The sequence below is a fragment of the Nocardia sp. NPDC058658 genome, from assembly GCF_042716665.1.
GTDB lineage: Bacteria > Actinomycetota > Actinomycetes > Mycobacteriales > Mycobacteriaceae > Nocardia.
In genome coordinates this window covers 78,820-101,341 of sequence record NZ_JBHXRR010000020.1, presented here as the reverse complement: position 1 = coordinate 101,341, position 22,522 = coordinate 78,820, and the positions used below count along the sequence as shown (strand labels likewise).

The following is a 22,522-nucleotide window of genomic DNA, read 5'->3' as shown; positions in this document are numbered from 1 at the left end:
GCACGCCATCGTGCCGACCGGTTCGGGGCGCGGGGGCTGACGTCGGGGTGGTCACCGGTCAATCTGTCGGTCGTCGAAATCCGGGTGATCAAACGTGCATGTCGAAGCCCCACCCCCGCGCACTCGCGCCACCCACCTGGTGCACGGCGAGAACAGTCGCAAGGTATCGCGAAAAGCCATGTTGGGCTTGCTGATCGGTGCGCTCGGCAGTGTCGCCGTCTGCTATCTCCTCGTCGACGACCTCCGGGTGTTCCTGATCGTCGCCGGTGTCAGCTTCTCGGTGTTCGCCATGGTGATGAGCTGTTCGTTCCTGGTCTCGCTGGTTTACATGCACCGCGAATCGGGGCTGGAAGGTCAGCTGCTGCTCGCCGAGCCCGACGGGCCCGCTCGCGAGGCCATCGCGGTGCTCATCCCGGCCAGGCACGAAACCGATGTGCTCGCCCACACCCTGCTCAACACCGCCTGGACCCAGCGTGATCATCCCGCGCATCGCGTCGTGACGGTGATCAACGACGACGATCCCGAAACCTGCGCTGTCGCAGCGACTACCGCGCATGTCGTCAACGAGGGCTTCGCCCGTGGGCACGGCTACGACCGCATCCGCCGCGACCTCGACGAAGCCCTTCGCTTCGCACCCGCCCGCACCCACGAAACGCCCGGCCCCGTCCAGCTGCTGATCTACCCGCTGCGCGACCGTCCGCCGAACAAACCGCAGCAGCTCAACTACGCGTTCTGGCAGTTGCGCGACGAGTTCACCGTGTTCACGATCCTCGATGCCGAATCGCTGGCCGCGCCCGGTCTGCTGTGCGCGGTCGACCAGGCCTTCCAGGACCACCCCGAAGTCGAGATCATCCAGGGCGGCATCCAGCTGATGGACCCGCAGATCACCGGCACGTTCCGGCGCCGCGTCGGCCAGCGCCTGCACCGCTGGTACGCCTGGCACAACCTCCTGGAATACACCCGCTGGTTCTCCTCGCAGATGCGCTACCAATCCGACCGCGGCTTCATGCCGCTGGGCGGCAACACCGTCTTCTTGCGCGCGGAACTGCTGGCCAAATCCGACGGCTGGCCGATGTCGCTCACCGAGGACTGCGAACTCGGCATCCGCGCCACCGCGGTGCACCGTGCCCGCACGCTCACCTTCTACGACCCGCGCCTGACCACCCGCGAGGAAACCCCGCCCAGCTTGCTGACGCTGGTGAAACAGCGGCGCCGCTGGAACATCGGGTTCCTGCAGAGCCTGGTCGCGGGCAACTGGCGGTCGCTGCCGACGGTGCGCAGTCGCATGGTGGCGGTGTGGATCCTGTCGATGAGCCTGTTCCAGACGATCTCGCTGGCCATCCTGCCGCTGACCCTGATCACCCTGTTCTGGATCAAATCGCCCGCGCCGCTCGCGGTGGCGGTGTGCCTGCCGACAATTCCGATCGTGCTCGGAATCGCCTTGCAGCTGTTGCAGATTCGCGAATACGGCCGGATCTACGCGCGCCGGGTGCCGTGGCATGTGTACCCGCTGTTCGTGGTGACCTTCTATCCGTATCAGCTGGTGCTGTCGTTCGCCGCGCTGCAGGCCGTGGTCTGGTACGCGATGGGCAAACTCGGCTGGGACAAGACCGCGCACGTCGGCGACCACTTCGACGTCGCCCCGGCGCTGAGCAGGACCGCATGAGCGCGCCCGCCATTGACGCACTCGCCCCGGTCGTCGAACTGGTTCCCGCGAAACCTCGGCTCACCCCGCGCCGCAAGACCCAGCTCCTGATCGCCGCGCTCGCCCTGTGCTCGGGTATGGTGACCGCGATCGGCATCACCGGCTATCCGATCCGTTTCGGTGACGAGGGCGTGTATGTCGCTCAGGCATGGGCGATTCCGAATCTGGGTGCCCTCGCGCACTACACCTACTGGTACGACCATCCGCCGCTGGGCTGGGTGCAGATGTCGATCTGGTTCGAACTCACCCGCGGCCTGCAACGCTGGTCGGACAACACGGTGATGGCGGGCCGTGAGTTCATGGTCGTCATCCGAATGGCCACGGCCGCACTGCTGTTCGTGCTCGCCCGGCGCATGGGGTTGCGCACCGGCTGGGCCGCCGTCGCGGTGGTGCTGTTCGTGTTCAGCCCGCTGGCCGTGCACTACGGCCGAATGGTGTTGCTGGACAACATCGCTCTCGCCTGGCTGCTGGCGAGCTTCGTGCTCGCGCTCTCGCCCCGGCGACGATGGGGCGCGGCGGTCGGGGCGGCGGTGTGCTTCGCGATCACCGTCACCACGAAGGAAACCCTCGCCATCGCCGCACCCGCCCTGGCCTACGCGCTGTGGCGGCACTATCGCGGGGCGGGCAACCGGGAGTACGTCGTGGTCTCGGTCGCGGTGGTGTTCGTGATGTCGGTGTCGCTGTATCCGCTGTTCGCGGCGGTCAAGAGCGAATTGCTGCCCGGTGTGGGGCACGTCAGTCTGTGGGAGGCGATCGAGTGGCAGCTGTCGGCTCGGGCGGGTAGCGGCTCGATCCTGGATCCGGACAGCGATGTCCGCAGGCTCATCGACACCTGGCTCGAGCTCGACCTGTTGCTGCCCATCGGCGGTGTGTTCGCCACCGCCGCACTGGTTTTCGTGCCTCGGTGGCGACCGGTGGTGGTGCTCGTGGTCGCCCAGCTGCTGATGCTCGCGCGCGGGGGATATGTCCCCGCCATGTACGTGGTGACGGTGCTGCCGTTCCTGGCGCTGGCACTGGCCGCTGTCGCCGATCTCGGGCACGCGCGCATCGCCGCCTGGTACGTCGAGAAGCACTGGCGCGTCACCGCGCTCGCCACGGTCGTACTGCTCGTCGCACTGCCGATCGCCGCGACCACCCTGGCCGGCACCTGGCCGACCACCTTGGCGCGACAGTTCACCCTCGACGAGGACCGCCCCGAACGCGAAGCGGTCGCCTGGATCGCCGCCAACGTCCCGCGTGACGCGCTGGTGGTCACCGAAAGCGAACTGTGGCTCGACCTGCTCAACGCCGGATTCGACGCCGAGCACAATGTCTGGGTCTACAAGGTCGACAGTGACCCCGGCGTCGCCACCGACATCGGCACCTGGACCGCCATCGACTACCTCGCCCTGTCCGCGGCCACGATCTCGGCCCAATCACCGGCCACGATGCCGTGGGTGTTCACCGCCATCGACCACGCTCAGGTGGTCGCGACCTTCGGTGCGGGCGCCACCGAAGTCACCGTGATGCGGGTGGTGCATACCGTTAGCTGACCGGCCTCGACAGCGGTCCGGCCGAGGCCCGGCGGCACCGCCACGATGTTGCTACGATCGCCACGCGAACGCGCCGACCCGCCAACAGGATCGGGTGAGACGAGGCGGTCGGCCGGAACAATTCCAGCCCCGCGCGTCGAAGTGCGCCTCGCGTCAGAGCGTGATCAGTTAGGGGTTTCGGTGTTCGAATTCACCAGGCGGCGCAGTCGCTGGGTGCTCGGCGTTTTCGCGGTGCTCGCAGTGGTGCTCGGTGCACTGGGCGCCACGCTGTTCGAGCGGGTGGAGGGCGGCGGATACACCGACCCCGGCAGTGAATCCAGCCGCGCGCTCGAGGTGTTGCGTGACGAGTTCGGGCAGGCACCACCGAACCTGCTGCTGCTGGTGGAAACCGAGTCGTCGGTCGAGGACCCCGAATCCACCGCGGCGGCAACGGCATTGGTCGCCAACCTGCAGGAACGCGCCGGTGTCACCGACGTGATGTCGTACTGGACCACTCACCTGCCCGCGCTGCGCAGCGTCGACGGCAAGCAGGGCATGATCGTCGCGAGCGTGCTCGGCAGCGAACGCGAGATCGACGAGCGCGTCACCGCCATCTCCGAGGAGTTGACGGGCGAGCAAGGATCGTTGCAGGTCAGGGTGGGCGGATTCGCCATGCTGATGCACGAGACGGTGCAGCAGAGCAAGACCGATATCGTCAAGGGCGAGGCCATCGCCTTCCCACTCACCCTGATCGCGCTGATGTTCGTCTTCGGTGGCCTGGTCGCCGCGAGCCTGCCGCTGCTCGTCGCGATCGGCACCGTGCTCACCACCATGGGCGCGCTGTGGTTGCTCACCCTGTTCACTCCGTTGTCGGTCACCGCGACCAACGTGGCGACCCTGCTCGGTCTCGGGCTGGCCATCGACTACAGCCTGCTGATCGTGAGCCGCTACCGCGACGAACTCGCCGAGGGCCGCACCCCGGCAGGCGCGGTCGCCACCACCATGCGCACCGCTGGCCGCACCGTCGCGTTCTCCGCGCTCACGGTCGCGGTGGCGTTGGCCGGGCTGTTGTTCTTCCCGCTGCTGGCGATCCGGTCGATGGGCTACGCCGGCATCGTCGTCGCGGCGCTGGCCGCGCTGGTGTCGCTCACCGTGCTGCCCGCCGCGCTGTTGCTGATCGGCACGCGCATCGACAAGGGCCAGCTCGGCTGGTGGTTCCTGCGCGCACCACGTCCCGCACCTGGCGAGGGCGCCTGGCACAAGCTCGCCACCGCCGTGATGCGTAAGCCCATCTCGATCGGACTCGCTGTCACGGCGCTGCTGCTCCTGCTCGGCGCGCCGTTCCTGGGCGTGAAACTCGGTTTCCCCGACGAACGAACCCTGCCCGCATCGATGAACTCGCGTCAGGTCGCCGAGATCGTGGCGCGCGACTTCGGCGAGAGCGACCAGCACACCCTCGTCGCGGTGCTGCCCGAGAGTGCTTACAGCGCAGCGGGACTCGACACCATCGCCCGCGACATGTCCGACCTGGACAACGTCCGCCGCGTCGACACCGCCACCGGCAGCTACGCCCAGGGCGGGTTGCTCGTCGAACCCACCGCGGCCAACGCGCGATTCCGGGTCGAGAAGGCCGTCTACCTGTCGATCGTGCCCGCCACCGGCGACAGCGACGCCCTGGCGAACCTGGTCCACCAGGTGCGCGCGGTGCCGACACCGAGCGAGTTGCTGGTCGGTGGCGTGGCCGCGGCCAACGTCGATTCGGTGGCCGCCATCGAGAACGAACTGCCGTGGGCGCTCGGTTTCGTGGTGATCATGATGCTGATCGTGCTGTTCGCGCTCACCGGCAGTGTGGTGCTGCCGGTGCTGGCGGTGATCCTCAGCGCGCTGAGCCTGACCGCGACCTTCGGTGCGCTGGTGTGGATCTTCCAGGACGGGCACCTGTCCGGGGTGCTCGGCTTCACCGTCACCGGGGACCTGTCGGCCACCGTCCCGGTGATGCTGTTCGCCGCCGCCTTCGGTCTCGCGATGGACTATCAGGTGTTCCTGCTCTCGCGGATCCGCGAGGAATACGACCGCACCGGCAAGAACGAGACAGCGGTCGCGCTCGGCTTGGAACGGGTGGGGCGCATCGTCACCGCCGCCGCGATCCTGATCTCACTGGTGTTCCTCGGCTTCCTCGCCTCCGACATCACCTTCATGAAGGCCTTCGGCATCGGCCTGCCGCTGGCGGTGATCGTCGACGCCACCCTCGTGCGCGGGTTCCTGCTGCCCGCCGCGATGAAGCTGCTCGGCGAAGCCAACTGGTACGCACCGGAATTCCTGCACCGCCTGCACGACCGGTGGGGCCTGGACGACAGCGGTTCGGCACGTTCGAAACGCGAAGTGGTGGTGCGTGATCCGCTCGCCGCTCGGTCCGAGGAGATCGTCGTCATGGATCCGCTCGCGCGCGCCGAGGCGGCACGTGCCGCCTCGGCGCGGGAGGCGGCGATGGCCGAGGAAAGCGCCAGCCTGACGGCATCGGCGGGAAGCCGGGAAACCTCGGACTGACACGCTTGCGCAGCCGACGTGACGAGGGCGACACCGGACTTCCGGTGTCGCCCTCGGTCGTTGCGGCAGCTTCAGATGCCGCCGGTGGCCAGCAACCCGCCGTCGACCCGCACACAATCCCCGGTGATCCACGCAGCCTCGTCGGAGACCAGAAACGCGATCAGCCGGGCCACGTCCTCGGGCACGCCGAGCCGCTTCATCGGATACACGCTCGCGGCGCGCTCCTCGTCGTCGGCGTACAGCGCATCGGCGAACTTGGTCTTGATCACGCCCGGCGCCACCGCGTTCACCCGGATCTTCGGGCCCAACTGCCAGGCCAGCTCCTCGGTGAGCCGGATCAGCGCCGCCTTGGACGCGCCGTAGGCGGAGATCACCCCGGACGAACGAATGCCGGCCACGCTGGCCACGTTCACGATCGCACCGCCGTGCTCGGCCATCCACGCGCGGTAGGCCTGCTGGATATAGCCCAGCGAACCCACCACGTTCACGTCGAAGATCTTGCTGACGCCACCCAGATCGGCATCCATCAGCGCCCCGTAGACCGGGTTGATGCCGGTGTTGTTGATCAGGATGTCGAGCGATCCGAACTCGGTGACGGCCCTGGCGACGGCTTCCGTGCGCGCGTCGGCGTCACCGGCGTTGCCTGCGATGAAGCTCACCTGACCCGGGTGGCCCAGCGCCCGCAGCTCGGTGGCCGCGGCTTCGAGTGGTTCGGGTTTACGGGCGGTGATCAGCACGTTCGCGCCCCGGCGGATCAGTTCTGCCGCAGTCGCGAGGCCGATGCCACGGCTGGCTCCGGTGACGAGAGCGGTGCGGCCGAGTAGGTCGGTAGTCATGGGACGAGAGTAACCACGCTCACATCGGGCAACGCCGGGTTCGGCTTCCGGCGGTGTCGACGGTAAAATAAGTGGTTCTTGCCGATATGCCCTTTCCGTTTGTCTTACTCTGAGGAGAACTCTGTGATCACGGCGACCGACCTGGAGGTCCGGGCCGGAGTCCGCACCCTGCTCTCGGCCCCTGGGCCGGCGCTGCGGGTGCAGTCCGGCGACCGGATCGGACTGGTCGGTCGCAACGGTGCGGGCAAGACCACCACCCTGCGCATTCTCGCGGGCGAGGGTGAGCCGTACGCCGGAAAGATCACGCGCTCCACCGACATCGGTTACCTGCCGCAGGACCCGAAGGAAGGCGATCTCGATGTGATCGCCAAGGACCGGGTGCTCTCGGCGCGCGGGCTCGATGTGCTGCTGCGCGACATGGAGAAGGCCCAGGTCGAGATGGCCGAGGTGGCCGACGATGACGCCCGCGACAAGGCAATTCGCCGGTACGGGCGCCTCGAGGACCAGTTCTCCTCGCTCGGCGGTTACGTCGCCGAGAGCGAAGCAGCGCGTATCTGCAACAGCCTCGGCCTACCCGACCGCGTGCTCGATCAGCAGCTGCGCACCCTCTCCGGTGGTCAGCGCCGACGGATCGAACTGGCCCGAATCCTGTTCTCGGCCTCCGACGGTTCCGGCGGGCGCTCCGATCGCATCCTGCTGCTCGACGAGCCGACCAACCACCTCGACGCCGACTCCATCACCTGGCTGCGTGGCTTCCTGCAGAGCCACGACGGCGGCCTGATCGTGATCAGCCACGATGTGGAACTGCTCGGTGACGTGGTGAACAAGGTGTGGTTCCTCGACGCCGTGCGCGGCGAGCCCGACGTCTACAACATGGGCTGGAAGAAGTACCTCGACGCCCGTGCCACCGACGAGCAGCGTCGCGTGCGCGAGCGCGCCAATGCCGAGAAGAAGGCGGGCGCGCTGCGTCAGCAGGCCGCCAAGCTCGGCGCCAAGGCCACCAAAGCCGCTGCGGCACACCAGATGGTGCGTCGCGCCGAACGGTTGATCAACGAGCTCGACGAGGTGCGTGTCAGCGACAAGGTCGCCAAGATCCGCTTCCCCGAGCCCGCACCCTGCAGCAAGACCCCGCTCATGGTGAAGGACCTGACCAAGCTCTACGGCTCCCTCGAGATCTTCACCGGCGTGAACTTCGCCGTGGACAAGGGCAGCCGCGTGGTCGTGCTCGGCCTCAACGGTGCCGGTAAGACGACCATGCTGAAACTGCTCGCCGGTGTCGAGACACCGACCGCGGGTGGTGTCGAAACGGGTCGTGGGCTCAAGGTCGGCTACTTCGCCCAGGAGCACGACACCCTCGACGACTCGGCCTCGGTGTGGGAGAACATCCGCCACGCCTCGCCCGACGCGGGGGAGCAGGAGCTGCGCAGTCTGCTCGGCGCGTTCATGTTCACCGGTCCGCAGCTGGATCAGCCCGCAGGCACGCTGTCCGGCGGTGAGAAGACGCGTCTGGCACTGGCCGGGCTGGTGTCCTCGGCGGCGAACGTGCTGCTGCTCGACGAGCCGACCAACAACCTCGACCCCGTCTCGCGTGAGCAGGTGCTAGAGGCGCTGCGCACCTACGCGGGCGCGGTGGTACTGGTGACGCACGACCCGGGCGCGGCCGAGGCGCTCAACCCGGAGCGGGTCATCCTGCTGCCCGACGGCACCGAGGACCACTGGTCCGCCGAGTACGCGGAGCTCATCGATCTCGCGTAAGAACGACGGTGTGTCGCACGTGAAACGCGGTGTCGCGCCGGGATCGCGTGAGTTCGATCACTGTTTTCGTTGATCACCGAGTGCGGAGTGTCTAGCCTGGAAGAAGTGCTCGGGGACTCGGAGGAAGCCATGAGCGACAGTGCCAGACAGGCCGCTAGGTCGGCCAAGGGTAAATCGACGATCGGCAAGTCAGCCCTGGGCAAGGGCACCCGGGTGACGGGCAAGTCCCGCGACCGGTTGCAGTCCCAGCTGAAGAAGCAGTACGAGGCGGGCGCGTCCATTCGCTCCCTGGCCCGCTCCACCGGCCGCTCGTACGGCTTCATCCACAATGTGCTCGTCGAGTCACACGTGGAACTGCGTGGGCGCGGCGGCGCCAACCGGCGCAAGAATCCGGCCGACTGACCCCGCGCGCCGCTACCAGCCCGCCACTGCTCCGTCGCCGCGGACCAGCAGGTTCGCCAGGCTGGTGAACAGCGGCAGCCCGGTCTTGATCTCCAGGTACGCGAACTGGCCCTGCGGGTTCACCTCGAGGAAGTAGTACTCGCCGTCGCTGCCCAGGCGCAGGTCGATCACGCCGAAGCTCAATCCGAGGGCACCCATCAGGGTGGCGAGGGACTTGCTCACCGAGGCGGGCAGGCGTTCGCGCGAGAACGCGACCGAGGTGTCGAGGCGGGAGTCGATCCGGCCGACGCCCGCCTGCGAGTCGATCCGCACACTCCACTCGACCCCGTCGACCCACACCACCCGCAGATCGCAGCTGGCCTCCACATAATCCTGGAAGGTCGTGGGCGTCGAACGGATCGAGTCGAGCCTACTCAGCTCGGGTCTGGTGATGATCCTGGTCTCGGAGAACTCCCCACGTCCGGTGCCGGTGCGCTTGTACACCACTGGGCCGCACCGTGATTCGACGAAACTGCGTGCCTCGTCGGGGTCGTTGGTGATCAGCGTTTCCGGGATCGTGAAGCCCGCTCGCTGCGCGGTTTCGAGCTGCACGATCTTGCGGGTCGCGGTGCGTTCGGCGGCCGGGTCGTTGACCCAGTACGCCGGGATCGACCAGAGCATGCCCTGGAGGAACCCGTCGCACTCGGCCTGGCGGAACTCGTCGTCGGCGACGCGTACACCGTGTGGTACCTGGCACGGGTGCGGTCTGCGCCACCACACCGCGCGCACGTCGTCGAGGCCTTGGACGTGCGACAGCGCCCGGTTGGTGCCCGCCTTGTCGAGGCGGAAACTACCTGTCTCCCTGGGGAAGTCACGCAGATCCAAGCGAATCGGGTCCAGCCCGTGGTGTTCTCGCAAGGTCGACGCCAGCGCATCGGCGTGCAGGTCGTCGGTTTCGGAGACGATGAGCACGGCGTCGGTCGCGCCTTCCATGACCTGGGTTCCGCTTCAGTCGAGGCTGTCGCAGTTGATGCCGTCGCGGAAGGTGAACGTCGCCCCGGTGACACCACCTCGTTCGGCGATGCGCAGTTTCGCCGCCCAGCTGCGGGTGGCGTCGGCCAGTTGTTCGTCGCCGAGTGCTTCCGATGGTTCCGGCGCCAGCGTGATCGGCCGGTCGACGAGCTCGACGCGCATGCGGCGCGTGAAATCGGCGGTGGCGCCGGGGCGGATGTCGACCCGTACCTGCCGTTCGCCCACGCACGCGCGGTCTTCGGTGAGTCGCACGACATCGCTACGGTCGAAGGTCCAGGTACCACCGTCGACGCGCACCGAGATATCGCGATCGGACTCGGCCACCAGCAGTCCGCGCAAGGCGGGGCCCCGATCTCGGGACGACGCGGTTGCGGGGAGGTGGATGGCGTCGGTCATGGGCACTCACTCCGATCTTCTCGTCTGCTCGCGATTTGCCAGAACCCCAAAAGGTGCTTCGGATCATAACGTGCAGGAGTGCTCCACCGAGCGGGTTCGCGAGATTTGCGGAGCGCCGGGCAAACCGCCGAGCGGCGCGTGATCGCCTCGAGGAGGCAGAATTTCGGACAACTCGGGTGCTGAATCGGTCTGCGCGTCGGCAATTGGTCAGCAAACATATACGACAACGGCGCGGCAGGTGTCCCGGCTTCGAGCCGGGAGTTACCTGCCGCGCCGTGCGGGTGTTTACAGGCCGAGCAGTGCGGGGTTGTCGGCGAGCTCGCGGAAGTGATCGGCGGGGTTCGCGACGAGCCGACGGGTGGTCAGATCCATGGCGCCCGCCACGACGGTGATCTCCGCGGCGACGGTACCGTCCAGCTTGATGATCTCGTGGTGGAAGCGGAAAACCTTCTGGCCTTCGACCCACTCGAACGCGCACGTGACGGTGACCTCGTCGCCGCCGCGCAGTTCACGCTTGTATTTGATGGTCGACTCGAGCACCACGGCGCCGACACCGCTGGCGATGAACTTGTCCTGCGCGATACCGGCCGCGCGCAGCAGTTCCCAGCGGGCGTGCTCGCCGTACTGGTGGTAGACGGCGTGGTTGAGGTGGCCCTGGGTGTCGAGCTCGTAGCCCCGGACGAGGACAGGTACGGAGAACGTCATACGGTGTATAACTGTCGGCTTCGGGGGCGTTGTTCCCGATTCGGGTGCAATCTCGGCCACAGTGCCACGCGGGACCGCATGATCACGATCAGGCTCGATGGGCGTTGCGCTCGGCCCACCAGGCGGGCGCGTCGACGAAGCGATTGTCGAATTCCTCTTGGGCGGAAACCAATTCGTCCCCGGTGACCTCGCCGCGGAGGAGCCGATCGAGCAGCTGGAAGTACTCGAAGCGCTGCACGCCGGGCATCAGGGCGATGAGAAGGCGCGCGCCGCTGTCGGGGGTGGCGCCGAAGGCGTGCGGCATCTGGCGCGGCACCACCAGTGAGCCGCCCGCGCCGACGGTGAGGATGCGATCGCCCGCCATGACCTGCAGTTCACCGTCGGCCACGTAGAACAGCTCGTCGGACCGGGTGTGGAAGTGCGGTGCGGCGCCGTCGGCACCCTGGGTCATGGTCACTTCCAGGGTGCTGACCGCGCCGTCGCTGGCGTTGGCGTCGGTGAGCAGGCGCATGCGCACGTTCTCGGTGCCGAGGATCTCGGCATCCTCGGGCAGACAGAGGGCGATGTCGCGGGTGTTCGTCATGACCATTCCGTTCGTCGGCTGATAGTTCGTCACCGAACTATATCTCGGCGAATAGAATCATGTCCATGGATGAACGCGAACCGGATGTCGTCGATGCGATCACCGCGCAGTGGCAGCGCGAGCGACCCGACCTCGAACTCGAGGCGATGGCGGTCTTCGGCCGACTCGGCAGGCTGATGACCATCGGCACCGCCCGCATCGAATCCGTCTTCGCCGCACACGGACTGCAGCGCGGCGAGTTCGATGTGCTTGCGGCACTACGCCGTTCGGGCACACCGTTCGAACTCAACCCCTCGGTCCTCGCCGACACCCTGATGCTGTCGCGCGCGGGAATGACCGGCCGCATCGACCGCCTCGAAGCGGCGGGCCTGGTCCGTCGGATCGCCGACCGCGAGGACCGGCGTGCGGTGCGGGTCGCGCTCACCGAGGAAGGCCGCGTACTCGTCGACAGAGTCGTCGTCGCACATACCGAGAACGAGACGGCGATGCTGGCGGTTCTGGAGCCCGCCGACCGCGCCGCCCTGGACCGCATCTCGCGAACTCTGCTCAGCCGATGGGCGGACTGACCGCCCGATCCCGACCGGGGCAACGGTGTCCCGCGACGATCCCGACGGGCGCAAGAGCGAAAAGAGTCCGGCGCCAGTGACATTTGCCATCGACTTCCGCGTACATCGGCATCTGTCCGTAAGCCGGGGCGGACTGTGATTCTCAGTCGAGAGATCGACGACTACGAGAACGGAACGCCATGCGCAAGCTTGTCCGGTTCACAGTGCTCACCGCCACCGCGGTATTCGCCACGACCGCGTGTGGGAGCGACGCGGAGTCCACCTCGACACCTACCGCTGACGCGGTGAAGCCGACGATCGTGCTGGTGCACGGGTCGTTCTCCGACAGCTCGAGCTGGGACGCGGTTGCCGGGTTGCTGCGCGACCAGGGGTATCAGGTGGTCCAGCCGGACAACCCGCTCCGTGGTCCGAGTTCGGACGCGGCCGCCGTCACCTCGGCCATCGCGAATATCTCCGGCCCGGTGGTCCTGGTCGGGCACTCCTATGGCGGTGCGGTGATCAGCAATATCCACCGGCCCGATGTCCGGGCGGCAGTGTTCATCGCTGGCTTCGCACCCGCGAAAGGTGAAACAGTGCAGGCACTCTCGGATCCCGCGAAGTATCCGGGCAGCATGATCGGACCGGCCCTGCTGATCGAGCCCGTCGGCACCGGGGCGGAGGTCACACTGAAACCCGAACAGTACGGCGCAGTGTTCGCCCACGATGTGAGCGCCGACGTCGCATCGAATCTCGCTGCGCGCCAACGACCTACGTCCGCGGCTGCGCAGGCGGAACCGAGCGGCGACCCGTCATGGGCATCGGTTCCGTCGTGGTATCTGGTCTCGACCGAGGATCAGATCCTGCCACCCGCTGCCCAGCGATTCCAGGCCGAGCGCGCGAAAGCTCAGGTGAGCGAGGTGAAGTCGTCACACGCGTCGCCGGTCTCGCACCCCGGTGAGGTGGTCGCCACGATCACCGCCGCCGCCGGCTGAGTGGGCGCGGTCACAGCCAGCCTGCGTTGCGCGCGATCCGGATCGCGTCGATCCGGTTGCGCCCACCGATCTTGGTGATCGCGTTCGACAGATAATTGCGCACCGTCGCCGGTGACAGGAACAGCGTCGTCGCGATCTCGTCGGTGCTGATTCCTGTCTCGGCGGCCCGGATGACCTCGGCCTCGCGGCTGGTCAGCGGACTCGAGCCGGTCTCCAGTGCCGCGGCGACCAGGTCGGGGTCGATCACCCGTTCACCGGCGACGACCTTGCGGATGCTGTCCGCGAGCGTCTGAGCTGGTGCGTCCTTGACCACGAATCCGCGCACGTGTGCCTGCAATGCGCGCAGCAGGTAACCGGGCTGACTCAGTCCGGTCAGGATCAGCACCTGGGTTTCGGGCACGCGTTCGGTGATCAGGGCGGCGACGCTGAGGCCGTCGAGGCCGGGCATATCGATGTCGAGCAGGGCGATATCGGGTCGGGTGCGGGTGATCTCGCCCATGACGTGGTCGCCGCGGTCGATTTCGGCGACCACGTCCATATCGTCTTCGCGGGACAGCAGGGCGACCAGCGCACCTCGGATCATGTGCATGTCCTCGGCGATCAGAATGCGAATCATGGTGTCCCCTCGGGGATTACGAGAATCAGACGGAACCGTCCGTCACCGCCGCGCCGCGCGGATACGGTACCCGACAGGGCGGAGGTGCGTTCGGTGAGTCCGGACAGTCCCTTTCCGGTGCCATTCGCGTGGTGTACGCCGTCGTTGACGATTTCGAGGAAGAACGCTCCCTCGCGTCGGCCCGCGACGATGGAACAGGCGCGGGCCGTGCTGTGGCGCAGTACGTTGGTAGCGCCTTCGCGGGTAGCCCACGCGAACACCTTGTCGACCTCGGGCGGCAGCGGCAGGGCCAGATCGTGGTCGATGGCGATCCCGGCGGCCGACAGCAGCTCGGTGGCGCCGAGAACTTCCGCGTGCAGCGAGATGGTGTGCTCGCCGAGGGTGACGCGCCGCATGGATCGGAGCGTGTCGCGCGCGAGCCCGCCGATGCCGTGGATTTCCGACTGTGCCGCGTCCGGATCGCCGGGCAGCAGTGCGGCGGCCAGGTCACCTTTGAGTGATACCGCCGAAAGGCTGTGGCCGAGTAGATCATGCAGATCTCGCGACACCCGTAGCCGTTCACGGTCGGCCGCTTGGTCGGCGAGTGCGGTGCGGGTGCGGTCGAGTCGGTGCACCGCGCGGACCAGCTGGGTCGCGCCGACGAGGCAGCCCGCCAGCGTTGTGAAGACGGCCACCACTTCGACCGCCGGGATCAGCTGTCCGGTGCCGGCCGCGGTTGCCGCGATCGGTGCTGTGACGAGGAATCGGCGTAGCCCGCCACGGAACAGCAGTGCGGCGGAGGCGACGACGAACACCTGGCTGATGCCCCACGTTGTCGGCGCCCAGATCATCGGGAGATAGACGAGCGCGGTCAGCAGCGCGAAACTCACTCGCCATTTGCGCGGACGGTGGTCGCCGACCGTGTGATCCGTGCTCTCGCCGGTGAACCCGGGGGACGGGCCGATCGTGCCGAATGCGTGGTACAGGTGGACAGCGACGAGCCCGGTCGCGAGCGCCCACCACGCCACCGTGGGTCCGACCTGCTCGGCTCCCGCGAACGTCGCCCGCGCCGGCGCGAGAACTCCGGTCGCGCAGGTCGCGCCGATCAGGAGTGCGCGCGCGGTGCGCGGTGTCGCCAGCCAGGGTCCGGTGAGTGGGCGCGCGACCTCAGTCATGTCGAACCGCCGAGGTGGGGCAGGTCTTCGGCGTGCCGTGATCACCGTCGGCAGCGATCGCGGCGCGACTGGAGCTACTGGCGAATCCGGTCCTGATGTGGCGGCTGTGGTCCGCGAATCCGGAGAGGTCAGCGGAGTCGGTGGTGACGGCTGGGTCGACCGTGACCGCGAGGTCGGGGGAGCAGCTGAGTAGCCAACCGGTATCGACCTGACGCACGGCGATCAGCACCGGCCCGGCAGCGCCGTCGCGAAGCAGCCGGGCGAGCAGGCGGCGCAGGTCGGCGCGCAGTGGTTCTTCATGCTGCGCGGGCGGGCCGGAGGTCGGTACATCGATGCGGGCGGAGATGCCCGCCGCTGCCAGAAGCGCGGTGGCGGAGAGGAGTTCGCGGCGGAGGTCGGTATTTCCGAAGCTGCGGATCAGGTGTCGTGCCTGTGCGAGGCCGCTGCGTGAGGTGGCGACCAGTGCGCCGAGTTCCTGGCAGGCCGACCCGGTATCGCCACGAGCGACGAATTCGGTTGCCCTGTCGGCAGATTCGGCAATCGACTCGAGGGACGTCTCGATGGTTCGGGTGACCGCGCTGTCGGCGCGTAACCGTTCTCGCGCGACGGCCTGCTCGGCGAGTGCCGCCCCGGCACTGCGCGAACGGCGCAACGCGACGACCATCCACACCAGGGTGTAGACCGCGACCACTCGCATCCCCGTGGTCACCGCCGACCAGATCGCCTCGGGTGTCGATGCGCCGAGCCGGACGGCCAGCGGCGTGACACCGGCGACCAGCATCGAGGCGATCGGCAGCGCCGGAAGCGGTCGCAGCGTCAGCAGCACGACCACGGCGACGAGATGCACACTGCTCAACCATGCGGCGCCCAGTACCGGTGACGCGCCGATCACCAGCAGGGCCAGTACCGCTGAGCTGCGATGTGCGCGCGGCGGGATCGTGTCACGGACGGCGCAGGTGATGTGCCACAGGTAGATCGGCAGACACGCTGCCAGCAGCGCGGCGGTCGCGCCCACCTCGGCTCGGGAACCGGTACCGGTGCTGGTCGCGAGCAATGTCAGCGCACCGAGTGCCGTCGCGGCGAGAACCGTCCCGGCTGCCGCGACATCGACGAGATCGCGTGGCAGCAGTGCTGACCACCTGCGCAGCGCACCTGGCCCGTCCGCCGCGGACGCATTTTCCGGCACGACCGCCACCACCCTATGACTGCTCCGCGGATCGGGACCGCCCCGGAATCCAATGTAGGCGCAATCGAGCACTGACGCAGAGACAGGCGAACACCGCAGGGCCGCACGGGAAGCCGGGCGCGATCGAAGGATGGGCGGCCACGGAGGCGGGAATCGAACCCGCGACCTCCGTCTTTGATGGGTCGGTGTCCTACCTACTGAACTACTCCGTGGCCACGTCGAGCCTAACTCAGGATTCCTTGCGCCGCACGGATGCTTCGACCAAATCCAGTACGGCGGAAAGGTTTTCGTTGGTGTGGCCCGAGGCGATGCGGGCGATCAACCCGTCGAGAACCAGGTCGAGGTAGCCGAGGAGCACGTCGGTGGGGACGTCGTCGCGCAGGGCGCCTGCGGCCTTGCGGCGTTCGAGGCGGGCGAGGGTGGCCGCGGTGAGTTCGGCGGAGCGTTGGGTCCAGCCCGCGCGGAATTCGGGGTCGGTGCGGACTCGGCGGGCGATTTCGAGGCGGGTGCCGAGCCAGTTGAATTCCTCCGGTCGCGCGAGCATGTCGCGCATCACCTGGACGAGGCCCTGGTTGGCGGCGACGTCGGCCATGCGTTCGGCGTCGTCTTTGGCCAGGGCGAAGAAGAGGGCGTCCTTGTCGCGGAAGTGGTGGAAGATGGCGCCGCGTGAGAGGCCGATCGCTTCTTCCAGGCGGCGCACGGTGGCGCCGTCGTAGCCGTATTCGGCGAAACAGCGTCGTGCACCGTCGAGGATCTGGCTGCGGCGGGCGGCGAGGTGGTCGTCGCTGACCTTGGGCATGATTCCTCCAACTAGCGGATACACGGAGCAGATATATACGAGCCCCCGCCCCGGCGAACCGAGACGGGGGCTGTCGCATTATTCAATGGGCACGCGAATGCCCTTGTGGTGCAACACTTTACGGTGTCACGTCACCGGTCCAGCAATTAGCCGCGGATCATGTTGCGCAGCACGTACTGCAGGATGCCGCCGTTGCGGTAGTAGTCGGCCTCACCGGGGGTGTCGATGCGGACGACCGCGTCGAACTCGGTGACCTTGCCGTCTTCGGCGGTGGCGGTGACCTTGACGGTCTTGGGCGTGACACCCTCGTTCAGCGCGGTGATGCCCGCGATGTCGAAGGTCTCGGTGCCGGTCAGGCCCAGCGACGCGGCGGACTCGCCGGCCGGGAACTGCAGCGGCACAACGCCCATGCCGATGAGGTTGGAGCGGTGGATGCGCTCGAACGACTCGGTGATGACGGCCTTCACGCCGAGCAGGCTGGTGCCCTTGGCGGCCCAGTCACGCGAGGAGCCCGAACCGTATTCCTTGCCACCGAGCACGACCAGCGGGATGCCGGCGGCCTGGTAGTTCTGCGAGGCGTCGTAGATGAACGCCTGCGGGCCGCCCTCGACGGTGAAGTCGCGGGTGTAGCCACCCGAGACGTCGTCGAGCAGCTGGTTGCGCAGCCGGATGTTGGCGAAGGTGCCACGGATCATGACCTCGTGGTTACCGCGACGCGAGCCCAGCGAGTTGTAGTCCTTGCGGGCCACACCGTTGGCGTCGAGGTACTGCGCGGCCGGGGTGCCCGGCTTGATCGGACCGGCGGGGGAGATGTGGTCGGTGGTGACCGAGTCGCCCAGCAGCGCGAGGACGCGGGCGCCCTTGATGTCGGTGACGGGGCTCGGGTCCATCGACATGCCGTCGAAGTACGGTGCCTTGCGCACGTAGGTCGACTTCTCGTCCCACGCGAAGGTGTCACCCTCCGGGGTCGCCAGACCCTGCCAGCGCTTGTCACCGTCGAAGATGGTGGCGTAGGAGTTGCGGAACATGTCCTGGCTGATCGAGGACTTGATGGTGTCGTCGATCTCCTGGGCCGAGGGCCAGATGTCCTTCAGGAAGACATCGTTGCCGTCTGTGTCCTGGCCGAGCGCGTCGGTCTCGAAGTCGAAGTCCATCGTGCCCGCGAGCGCGTAGGCGATGACCAGCGGCGGGGAGGCCAGGTAGTTCATCTTCACGTCGGGGGAGATGCGACCCTCGAAGTTGCGGTTACCGGAGAGAACGGCGGTGACCGAGAGGTCGTTGTCGTTGATCGCGGCCGAGATCGCCTCGGGCAGCGGACCGGTGTTACCGATGCAGGTGGTGCAGCCGTAGCCACCGACGAAGAAGCCGAGCTTCTCCAGGTAGGGCCACAGACCGGCCTTCTCGTAGTAGTCGGTGACGACCTGCGAGCCCGGGGCCATGTTGGTCTTCACCCACGGCTTGGTCGACAGACCCTTCTCCACCGCGTTGCGGGCGAGCAGGGCGGCGCCCAGCATGACCGACGGGTTGGAGGTGTTGGTGCAGGAGGTGATACCCGCGACCACGACGGCGCCGTGATCGAGGACGAACTTGTTGCCGTCTTCGCCCACGACCTCGACCGGCTTGGACGGACGACCGTTGGCACCGTTGGCGGCCGAGTGGGCCGGGACGTAGGTGTCGTCGGCCGCGCTGGCCGACACCGCGGTCGAATCCGAGGCCGGGAAGGACTCCTCGACGCCCTCGTCCAGCGCGGTGAGCTCACCTTCGCCGACGTAGTTGACGATGTCGGAGCGGAACGCGCTCTTGGACTCGCTGAGCAGGATGCGGTCCTGGGGACGCTTCGGGCCCGCGATCGAGGGCACCACGTCGCCCAGGTCGAGCTCGAGGTACTCCGAGTAGACCGGCTCGCGCTCGGGGTCGTGCCACATGCCCTGTTCCTTGGCGTACGCCTCGACGAGCGCGAGCTGCTCGTCGCTGCGGCCGGTGAGGCGCAGGTAGTTGATGGTTTCGCCGTCGATCGGGAAGATCGCTGCGGTGGAACCGAACTCGGGGCTCATGTTGCCCAGGGTCGCGCGGTTGGCGAGGGGAACCTCGGAGACGCCCTTGCCGTAGAACTCGACGAACTTGCCGACCACGCCGTGCTTGCGCAGCTGCTCGGTGACGGTGAGCACCACGTCGGTGGCGGTGACGCCCGGCTTGATCTCACCGGTCAGCTTGAAGCCGACGACGCGCGGGATCAGCATGGAGACCGGCTGGCCGAGCATCGCGGCCTCGGCCTCGATGCCGCCGACGCCCCAGCCCAGCACGCCCAGGCCGTTGACCATGGTGGTGTGCGAGTCGGTGCCGACACAGGTGTCGGGGTAGGCCTGGCCGTTGCGGACCATGACCGTGGGGGCCAGGTACTCGATGTTGACCTGGTGGACGATGCCCATGCCCGGGGGGACGACCTTGAAGTCGTCGAAAGCACCCTGGCCCCAGCGCAGGAACTGGTACCGCTCGCCGTTGCGCTCGTATTCGAGGTCGACGTTGCGCTCCAGCGCGTCGGCGCGGCCGAACACGTCCAGGATCACCGAGTGGTCGATGACCATGTCGGCGGGGGACAGCGGGTTGACCTTGCTCGGGTCGCCACCGAGGACGGTGACGGCCTCACGCATGGTGGCCAGGTCGACGATGCAGGGCACGCCGGTGAAGTCCTGCATGATCACGCGCGCGGGGGTGAACTGGATCTCGACGCTCGGCTGTGCCGAGGGGTCCCAGTTCGCGATCTCGCGGATGTGGTCGGCGGTGATGTTCGCGCCGTCCTCGGTGCGCAGCAGGTTCTCTGCCAGCACCTTCAGGGCGTAGGGCAGCTTCTCGGTGCCGGGAACAGCCGAGAGACGGAAGATCTCGTAGGAGTTGCTTCCGACCTCGAGCGTGCCTTTGGCGCCGAAGGTATCAATCTTCGTCACGTCAGCTCCACTCATGTGTGAGGGTGTGCCGCCGGCGGGGCTGTGCCGGCGACTCGCGTCTTCGGAGGGGTATCCGGCGCCGTTATATGCCGGTTTCCTCGCCGTACGAGCCTAACAGTACGCTTGTCCTATGAAATACGCGGGGGCCGTCGGTGGTGCCGCGCGGACGTAGTAGCGCGTTCCGTCGCGTACTGTGCCTGACGAGCGAAGTCGGGGAAGACGCAGTGACGCTCACCTTGGCAGTGTTGGACGCCCGTCGCGACACCGGCGATCGTGGCTCGACAGACCGGATGGAAGATGACCACTTTTGCGCCGATGGCGGCCGAACTGCCGCCGAACACCGTGCTGAGCAGCGTCGCGTCCGACCTCGCCGACAATCACGTCGCGGCCCCCAAGGGTCAGGATCAGGAGAAGCTGGCGGCGATCGTCGCGCAGGCGCGATCCGAGGGGATCCCGCTCAGCGTCGTGATCGTTCCCGGTAATCCCGGCCACGATTCGAGCCTACGTGACCTGGCCACCGAGGTCGGCGAGAACACCCACGGCACCGTCGCGGTTTTCAGCGACGACTGGCTCGGCACCTACAGCGACAGCATCAGCCGGGTTCGCCTGGAGTGGGCCGAGGATGCGGCCAAGTACAAGGGCAACCATCCCGAAGAGGCCGTGCAGGCCTTTGTCGACCGGTTGGAGCAGCCGGAGGGCATCTCCTGGGGCGCCATCACCGTGGTGATGCTGGGGCTCATGGCGCTGGCGATCGCCGGGCTGTATCTGGTGAAGGTCCGCCGCGGTCCCGACGCACCTGTGGTCACCTCGCCGCGCATCGATGCGGGTTCTACCAACTAACTGGTTTCACTCCAGTCACATTTCCAGACCAACGGTCTGTTCCATGCGGTAGAAACCTGTCTCGCATCAGGCTAATTCTGAGCAATCGATGAATTGCCGCCGCGCCCCACTGTGGCAGATGTTTCCTTTGGGAACTATGTGTCGTACGGTTGCTTTTGATCGTGATCGTGAATGCAGTGGTACAGGGGGCATTGGTCGACTCTTGTGGTCGGTGTTTCGGCTGATGTGCCGGTGGCGTATGTCGAGTCGAGATACTCGGAGGTGCCGTGCGCGGTGCGGGCAGGCAGGACGAACCAGGTCTATTACGAATAGCGATCGGTTTGCTGTCGGTGCTGGTGGTACTCGGCGCCGCGGGACCGGTCGCGGCGGTACCACCTCCGCCATCGAACCCTTCCGACGGTGAGATCGCCGGGGCGGGCGCCCAGGTCGACGCGCGGGTCGGCGAGATCGGCCTCCTGATCAATCGCGTCGCCGCGGCCGATCAGCAACTGCGTGCCCTCGACGACCAACTCGCCGCCAAACGCGAAGCGGTCAACCAGGCGCTCGTCGACCTGCAGTACGCCCGCGACGCCGCCGACGCCGCCGCGGCCGCGGTCACCGACAGTCAGACCCAACTGGCCGACGCGGGCGCGAAAGTCGGTGTGGCACGCCAGGATTTCGATCAGGTCGCCACCCAGGCCTATGTGCGCCCGGCCAACAGTTCGGTCGTCACCTACCTCGCCTCCTCGACCCCCGATGCCGCGATGGATCGCGCGCAGGTGCTCGGCATGGTGTCGAAGAACCAGCGCCAGGTCCTCGACGGGCTGCGCCGCGCCCAGATCGACCAGGCCAACCAGAACTCCGCCGCCCGCCAGGCCAAGGTCGACGCCGACAACGCCGCGGCGGGTGCCGAACAGAAACGCGACGCCGCCCAAACCGCGGTGAACATCGCGAAATCCGAGTTCGACACCCAGGCCGTGGCCCGCGACACCCTGCAACGCGACCGCAGCGCCGCCCAGGCCGCCCTCGACGTCGCCCGCTCGACCGTCGCCGGTCTGCAGGGCCAGCGCGAGATCTTCCTGACCTGGGACGCCCAACGCGAAGCCGAGATCATGGCCCTGCTGGCCGCCGCCAACGCCGCCGCCACCCGCGCCGCCGAAGACAAGGCCGCCCGCGAACGCGCCGCCGAACTCAACGAGGGCCAGCGCCCCCACACCGACCTCGAATCAACCCCCGCCTCCCCGCGCCGAACCAAACCCCGCCCCTCCCAGCCCCAGATCACCGGTTCGGCCGCGATCGAAACGGTGGTCGACCGCGCGATGTCCCAACTCGGCGTCACCTACGCCTGGGGCGGCGGCGACGAGGACGGCCCCACCCTCGGCATCCGCGACGGCGGCACCGGCGACGCCCACGGCGACTTCAACAAGGTCGGCTTCGACTGCTCGGGACTGATGCTCTACGCCTTCGCAGGCATCGGTGTCTCGCTCCCGCACTACAGCGGCTACCAGTACAACGCGGGCACCCGAGTCGACGTCGACGACCGCGAACGCGGCGACATGCTCTTCTGGGGCCCCGGCGGCAGCGCGCACGTGGCGCTGTATCTGGGCAACGGCACGATGATCGAGGCGCCACAGAGCGGCGACATCGTCAAGATCTCCCCGGTCCGCGAAGACGGCATCATGCCCTACGCGGTCCGCATCGTCACCGACTGAGCGCTGCTGCGGACAGTCCGCGGGTTGAACTGCACCGCAGCGGAATTCGATGGTGGGCGGTTGTCCTGATCGGGCGGCCGATGATATTCTGACGGCGAGCCCCGGATGGGCCTACTCACGGAGGTAGCGGCTACTCCAGCCACCGCAAGAGTTCGACACTCTTCTGCGAATTTCGCTGTTGCGATCCTCCGGGTGAATTCTGCCGTCCGGATGGATCCTGCCTCCATGTGACCTGCGGCGTTCCTTGCGTGTCCGATTCTTGTGGTCTTGCGCCTCCGATCGATTCCTCGTCATCGGAAAGGG

The 22,522-nt window shown here is 67.4% G+C and carries 19 protein-coding genes; 9 read left to right on the top strand and 10 right to left on the bottom strand.

Annotated elements, in window-relative coordinates:
* The first annotated feature begins 94 nt into the window (after positions 1–94).
* From ACFWUP_RS24030 to ACFWUP_RS24020, 3 genes are all read left to right on the top strand, one after another.
* Positions 95–1,666 (top strand): glycosyltransferase, encoded by a 1,572-nt coding sequence (locus tag ACFWUP_RS24030; RefSeq protein ID WP_379237866.1) that lies wholly within the window; start codon positions 95–97, stop codon positions 1,664–1,666.
* Complete coding sequence (locus tag ACFWUP_RS24025) at positions 1,663–3,237, top strand: ArnT family glycosyltransferase (protein ID WP_379237863.1); 1,575 nt, start codon at positions 1,663–1,665, stop codon at positions 3,235–3,237. Before ACFWUP_RS24030 ends, ACFWUP_RS24025 begins: the two co-directional genes overlap by 4 nt.
* 180 nt (positions 3,238–3,417) lie before the next feature.
* Positions 3,418–5,763 (top strand): MMPL family transporter, encoded by a 2,346-nt coding sequence (locus ACFWUP_RS24020; RefSeq protein WP_379237862.1) that lies wholly within the window; start codon positions 3,418–3,420, stop codon positions 5,761–5,763.
* Between the two features lie 71 nt (positions 5,764–5,834).
* Here the strand turns inward: ACFWUP_RS24020 and ACFWUP_RS24015 are convergent, their stop codons facing one another.
* A complete protein-coding gene (locus tag ACFWUP_RS24015) occupies positions 5,835–6,599 on the bottom strand; it encodes an SDR family oxidoreductase (RefSeq protein WP_379237861.1) in 765 nt (254 codons plus the stop codon).
* A gap of 123 nt (positions 6,600–6,722) precedes the next feature.
* On the opposite strand from ACFWUP_RS24015, the gene ACFWUP_RS24010 reads away from it, so the two are divergent.
* Positions 6,723–8,354, top strand: a complete 1,632-nt coding sequence (locus tag ACFWUP_RS24010) for an ABC-F family ATP-binding cassette domain-containing protein (RefSeq protein ID WP_379237859.1) — start codon at positions 6,723–6,725, stop codon at positions 8,352–8,354.
* 129 nt (positions 8,355–8,483) lie between these two features.
* A complete protein-coding gene (locus ACFWUP_RS24005; RefSeq protein WP_379237857.1) occupies positions 8,484–8,756 on the top strand; it encodes a helix-turn-helix domain-containing protein in 273 nt (90 codons plus the stop codon).
* Between the two features lie 12 nt (positions 8,757–8,768).
* Here ACFWUP_RS24005 and ACFWUP_RS24000 read toward each other — a convergent pair whose 3' ends face one another.
* From ACFWUP_RS24000 to ACFWUP_RS23985, 4 genes are all read right to left on the bottom strand, one after another.
* Positions 8,769–9,728: a hypothetical protein gene (locus ACFWUP_RS24000; protein ID WP_379237856.1), complete on the bottom strand. Its 960-nt coding sequence runs from the start codon at positions 9,726–9,728 to the stop codon at positions 8,769–8,771.
* A gap of 15 nt (positions 9,729–9,743) precedes the next feature.
* On the bottom strand, positions 9,744–10,163 hold the full coding sequence (locus ACFWUP_RS23995) for a hypothetical protein (protein WP_379237854.1): 420 nt from the start codon (positions 10,161–10,163) through the stop codon (positions 9,744–9,746).
* A 285-nt stretch (positions 10,164–10,448) separates the two neighbouring features.
* Complete coding sequence (locus ACFWUP_RS23990) at positions 10,449–10,868, bottom strand: acyl-CoA thioesterase (protein WP_379237852.1); 420 nt, start codon at positions 10,866–10,868, stop codon at positions 10,449–10,451.
* Positions 10,869–10,956: 88 nt separating this feature from the next.
* Entirely contained in the window at positions 10,957–11,451 is a 495-nt protein-coding gene (locus ACFWUP_RS23985) for a cupin domain-containing protein (RefSeq protein ID WP_379237850.1), read from the bottom strand.
* A 65-nt stretch (positions 11,452–11,516) separates the two neighbouring features.
* On the opposite strand from ACFWUP_RS23985, the gene ACFWUP_RS23980 reads away from it, so the two are divergent.
* Both ACFWUP_RS23980 and ACFWUP_RS23975 read left to right on the top strand, forming a co-directional pair.
* Positions 11,517–12,017, top strand: a complete 501-nt coding sequence (locus tag ACFWUP_RS23980; RefSeq protein ID WP_379237848.1) for a MarR family winged helix-turn-helix transcriptional regulator — start codon at positions 11,517–11,519, stop codon at positions 12,015–12,017.
* Positions 12,018–12,196: 179 nt separating this feature from the next.
* Positions 12,197–12,988: an alpha/beta fold hydrolase gene (locus ACFWUP_RS23975; protein WP_379237846.1), complete on the top strand. Its 792-nt coding sequence runs from the start codon at positions 12,197–12,199 to the stop codon at positions 12,986–12,988.
* A 10-nt stretch (positions 12,989–12,998) separates the two neighbouring features.
* Here ACFWUP_RS23975 and ACFWUP_RS23970 read toward each other — a convergent pair whose 3' ends face one another.
* The 5 genes from ACFWUP_RS23970 to acnA all read right to left on the bottom strand — a co-directional run bounded on the left by ACFWUP_RS23970 (position 12,999) and on the right by acnA (position 19,703).
* Positions 12,999–13,604, bottom strand: coding sequence for a response regulator (locus ACFWUP_RS23970; RefSeq protein WP_379237844.1), 606 nt, complete (start codon positions 13,602–13,604; stop codon positions 12,999–13,001).
* The gene (locus ACFWUP_RS23965) at positions 13,601–14,758 is read right to left on the bottom strand and encodes a sensor histidine kinase (protein ID WP_379237842.1); all 1,158 of its coding nucleotides are present in this window, start codon (positions 14,756–14,758) and stop codon (positions 13,601–13,603) included. The genes ACFWUP_RS23970 and ACFWUP_RS23965 overlap by 4 nt, the downstream gene beginning before the upstream one ends.
* The gene (locus ACFWUP_RS23960) at positions 14,751–15,944 is read right to left on the bottom strand and encodes a hypothetical protein (RefSeq protein WP_379237840.1); all 1,194 of its coding nucleotides are present in this window, start codon (positions 15,942–15,944) and stop codon (positions 14,751–14,753) included. Before ACFWUP_RS23960 ends, ACFWUP_RS23965 begins: the two co-directional genes overlap by 8 nt.
* Positions 15,945–16,173: 229 nt before the next feature.
* Complete coding sequence (locus ACFWUP_RS23955; protein WP_266290299.1) at positions 16,174–16,743, bottom strand: TetR/AcrR family transcriptional regulator; 570 nt, start codon at positions 16,741–16,743, stop codon at positions 16,174–16,176.
* Positions 16,744–16,889: 146 nt separating this feature from the next.
* On the bottom strand, positions 16,890–19,703 hold the full coding sequence (acnA, locus tag ACFWUP_RS23950; RefSeq protein ID WP_379237838.1) for an aconitate hydratase AcnA: 2,814 nt from the start codon (positions 19,701–19,703) through the stop codon (positions 16,890–16,892).
* A 282-nt stretch (positions 19,704–19,985) separates the two neighbouring features.
* Here acnA and ACFWUP_RS23945 point away from each other — a divergent pair, with 282 nt between their 5' ends.
* Both ACFWUP_RS23945 and ACFWUP_RS23940 read left to right on the top strand, forming a co-directional pair.
* Positions 19,986–20,528, top strand: a complete 543-nt coding sequence (locus ACFWUP_RS23945) for a DUF6676 family protein (RefSeq protein ID WP_379237836.1) — start codon at positions 19,986–19,988, stop codon at positions 20,526–20,528.
* Positions 20,529–20,794: 266 nt separating this feature from the next.
* Positions 20,795–22,219, top strand: a complete 1,425-nt coding sequence (locus ACFWUP_RS23940) for an NlpC/P60 family protein (protein WP_379237834.1) — start codon at positions 20,795–20,797, stop codon at positions 22,217–22,219.
* Positions 22,220–22,522 lie beyond the last annotated feature (303 nt).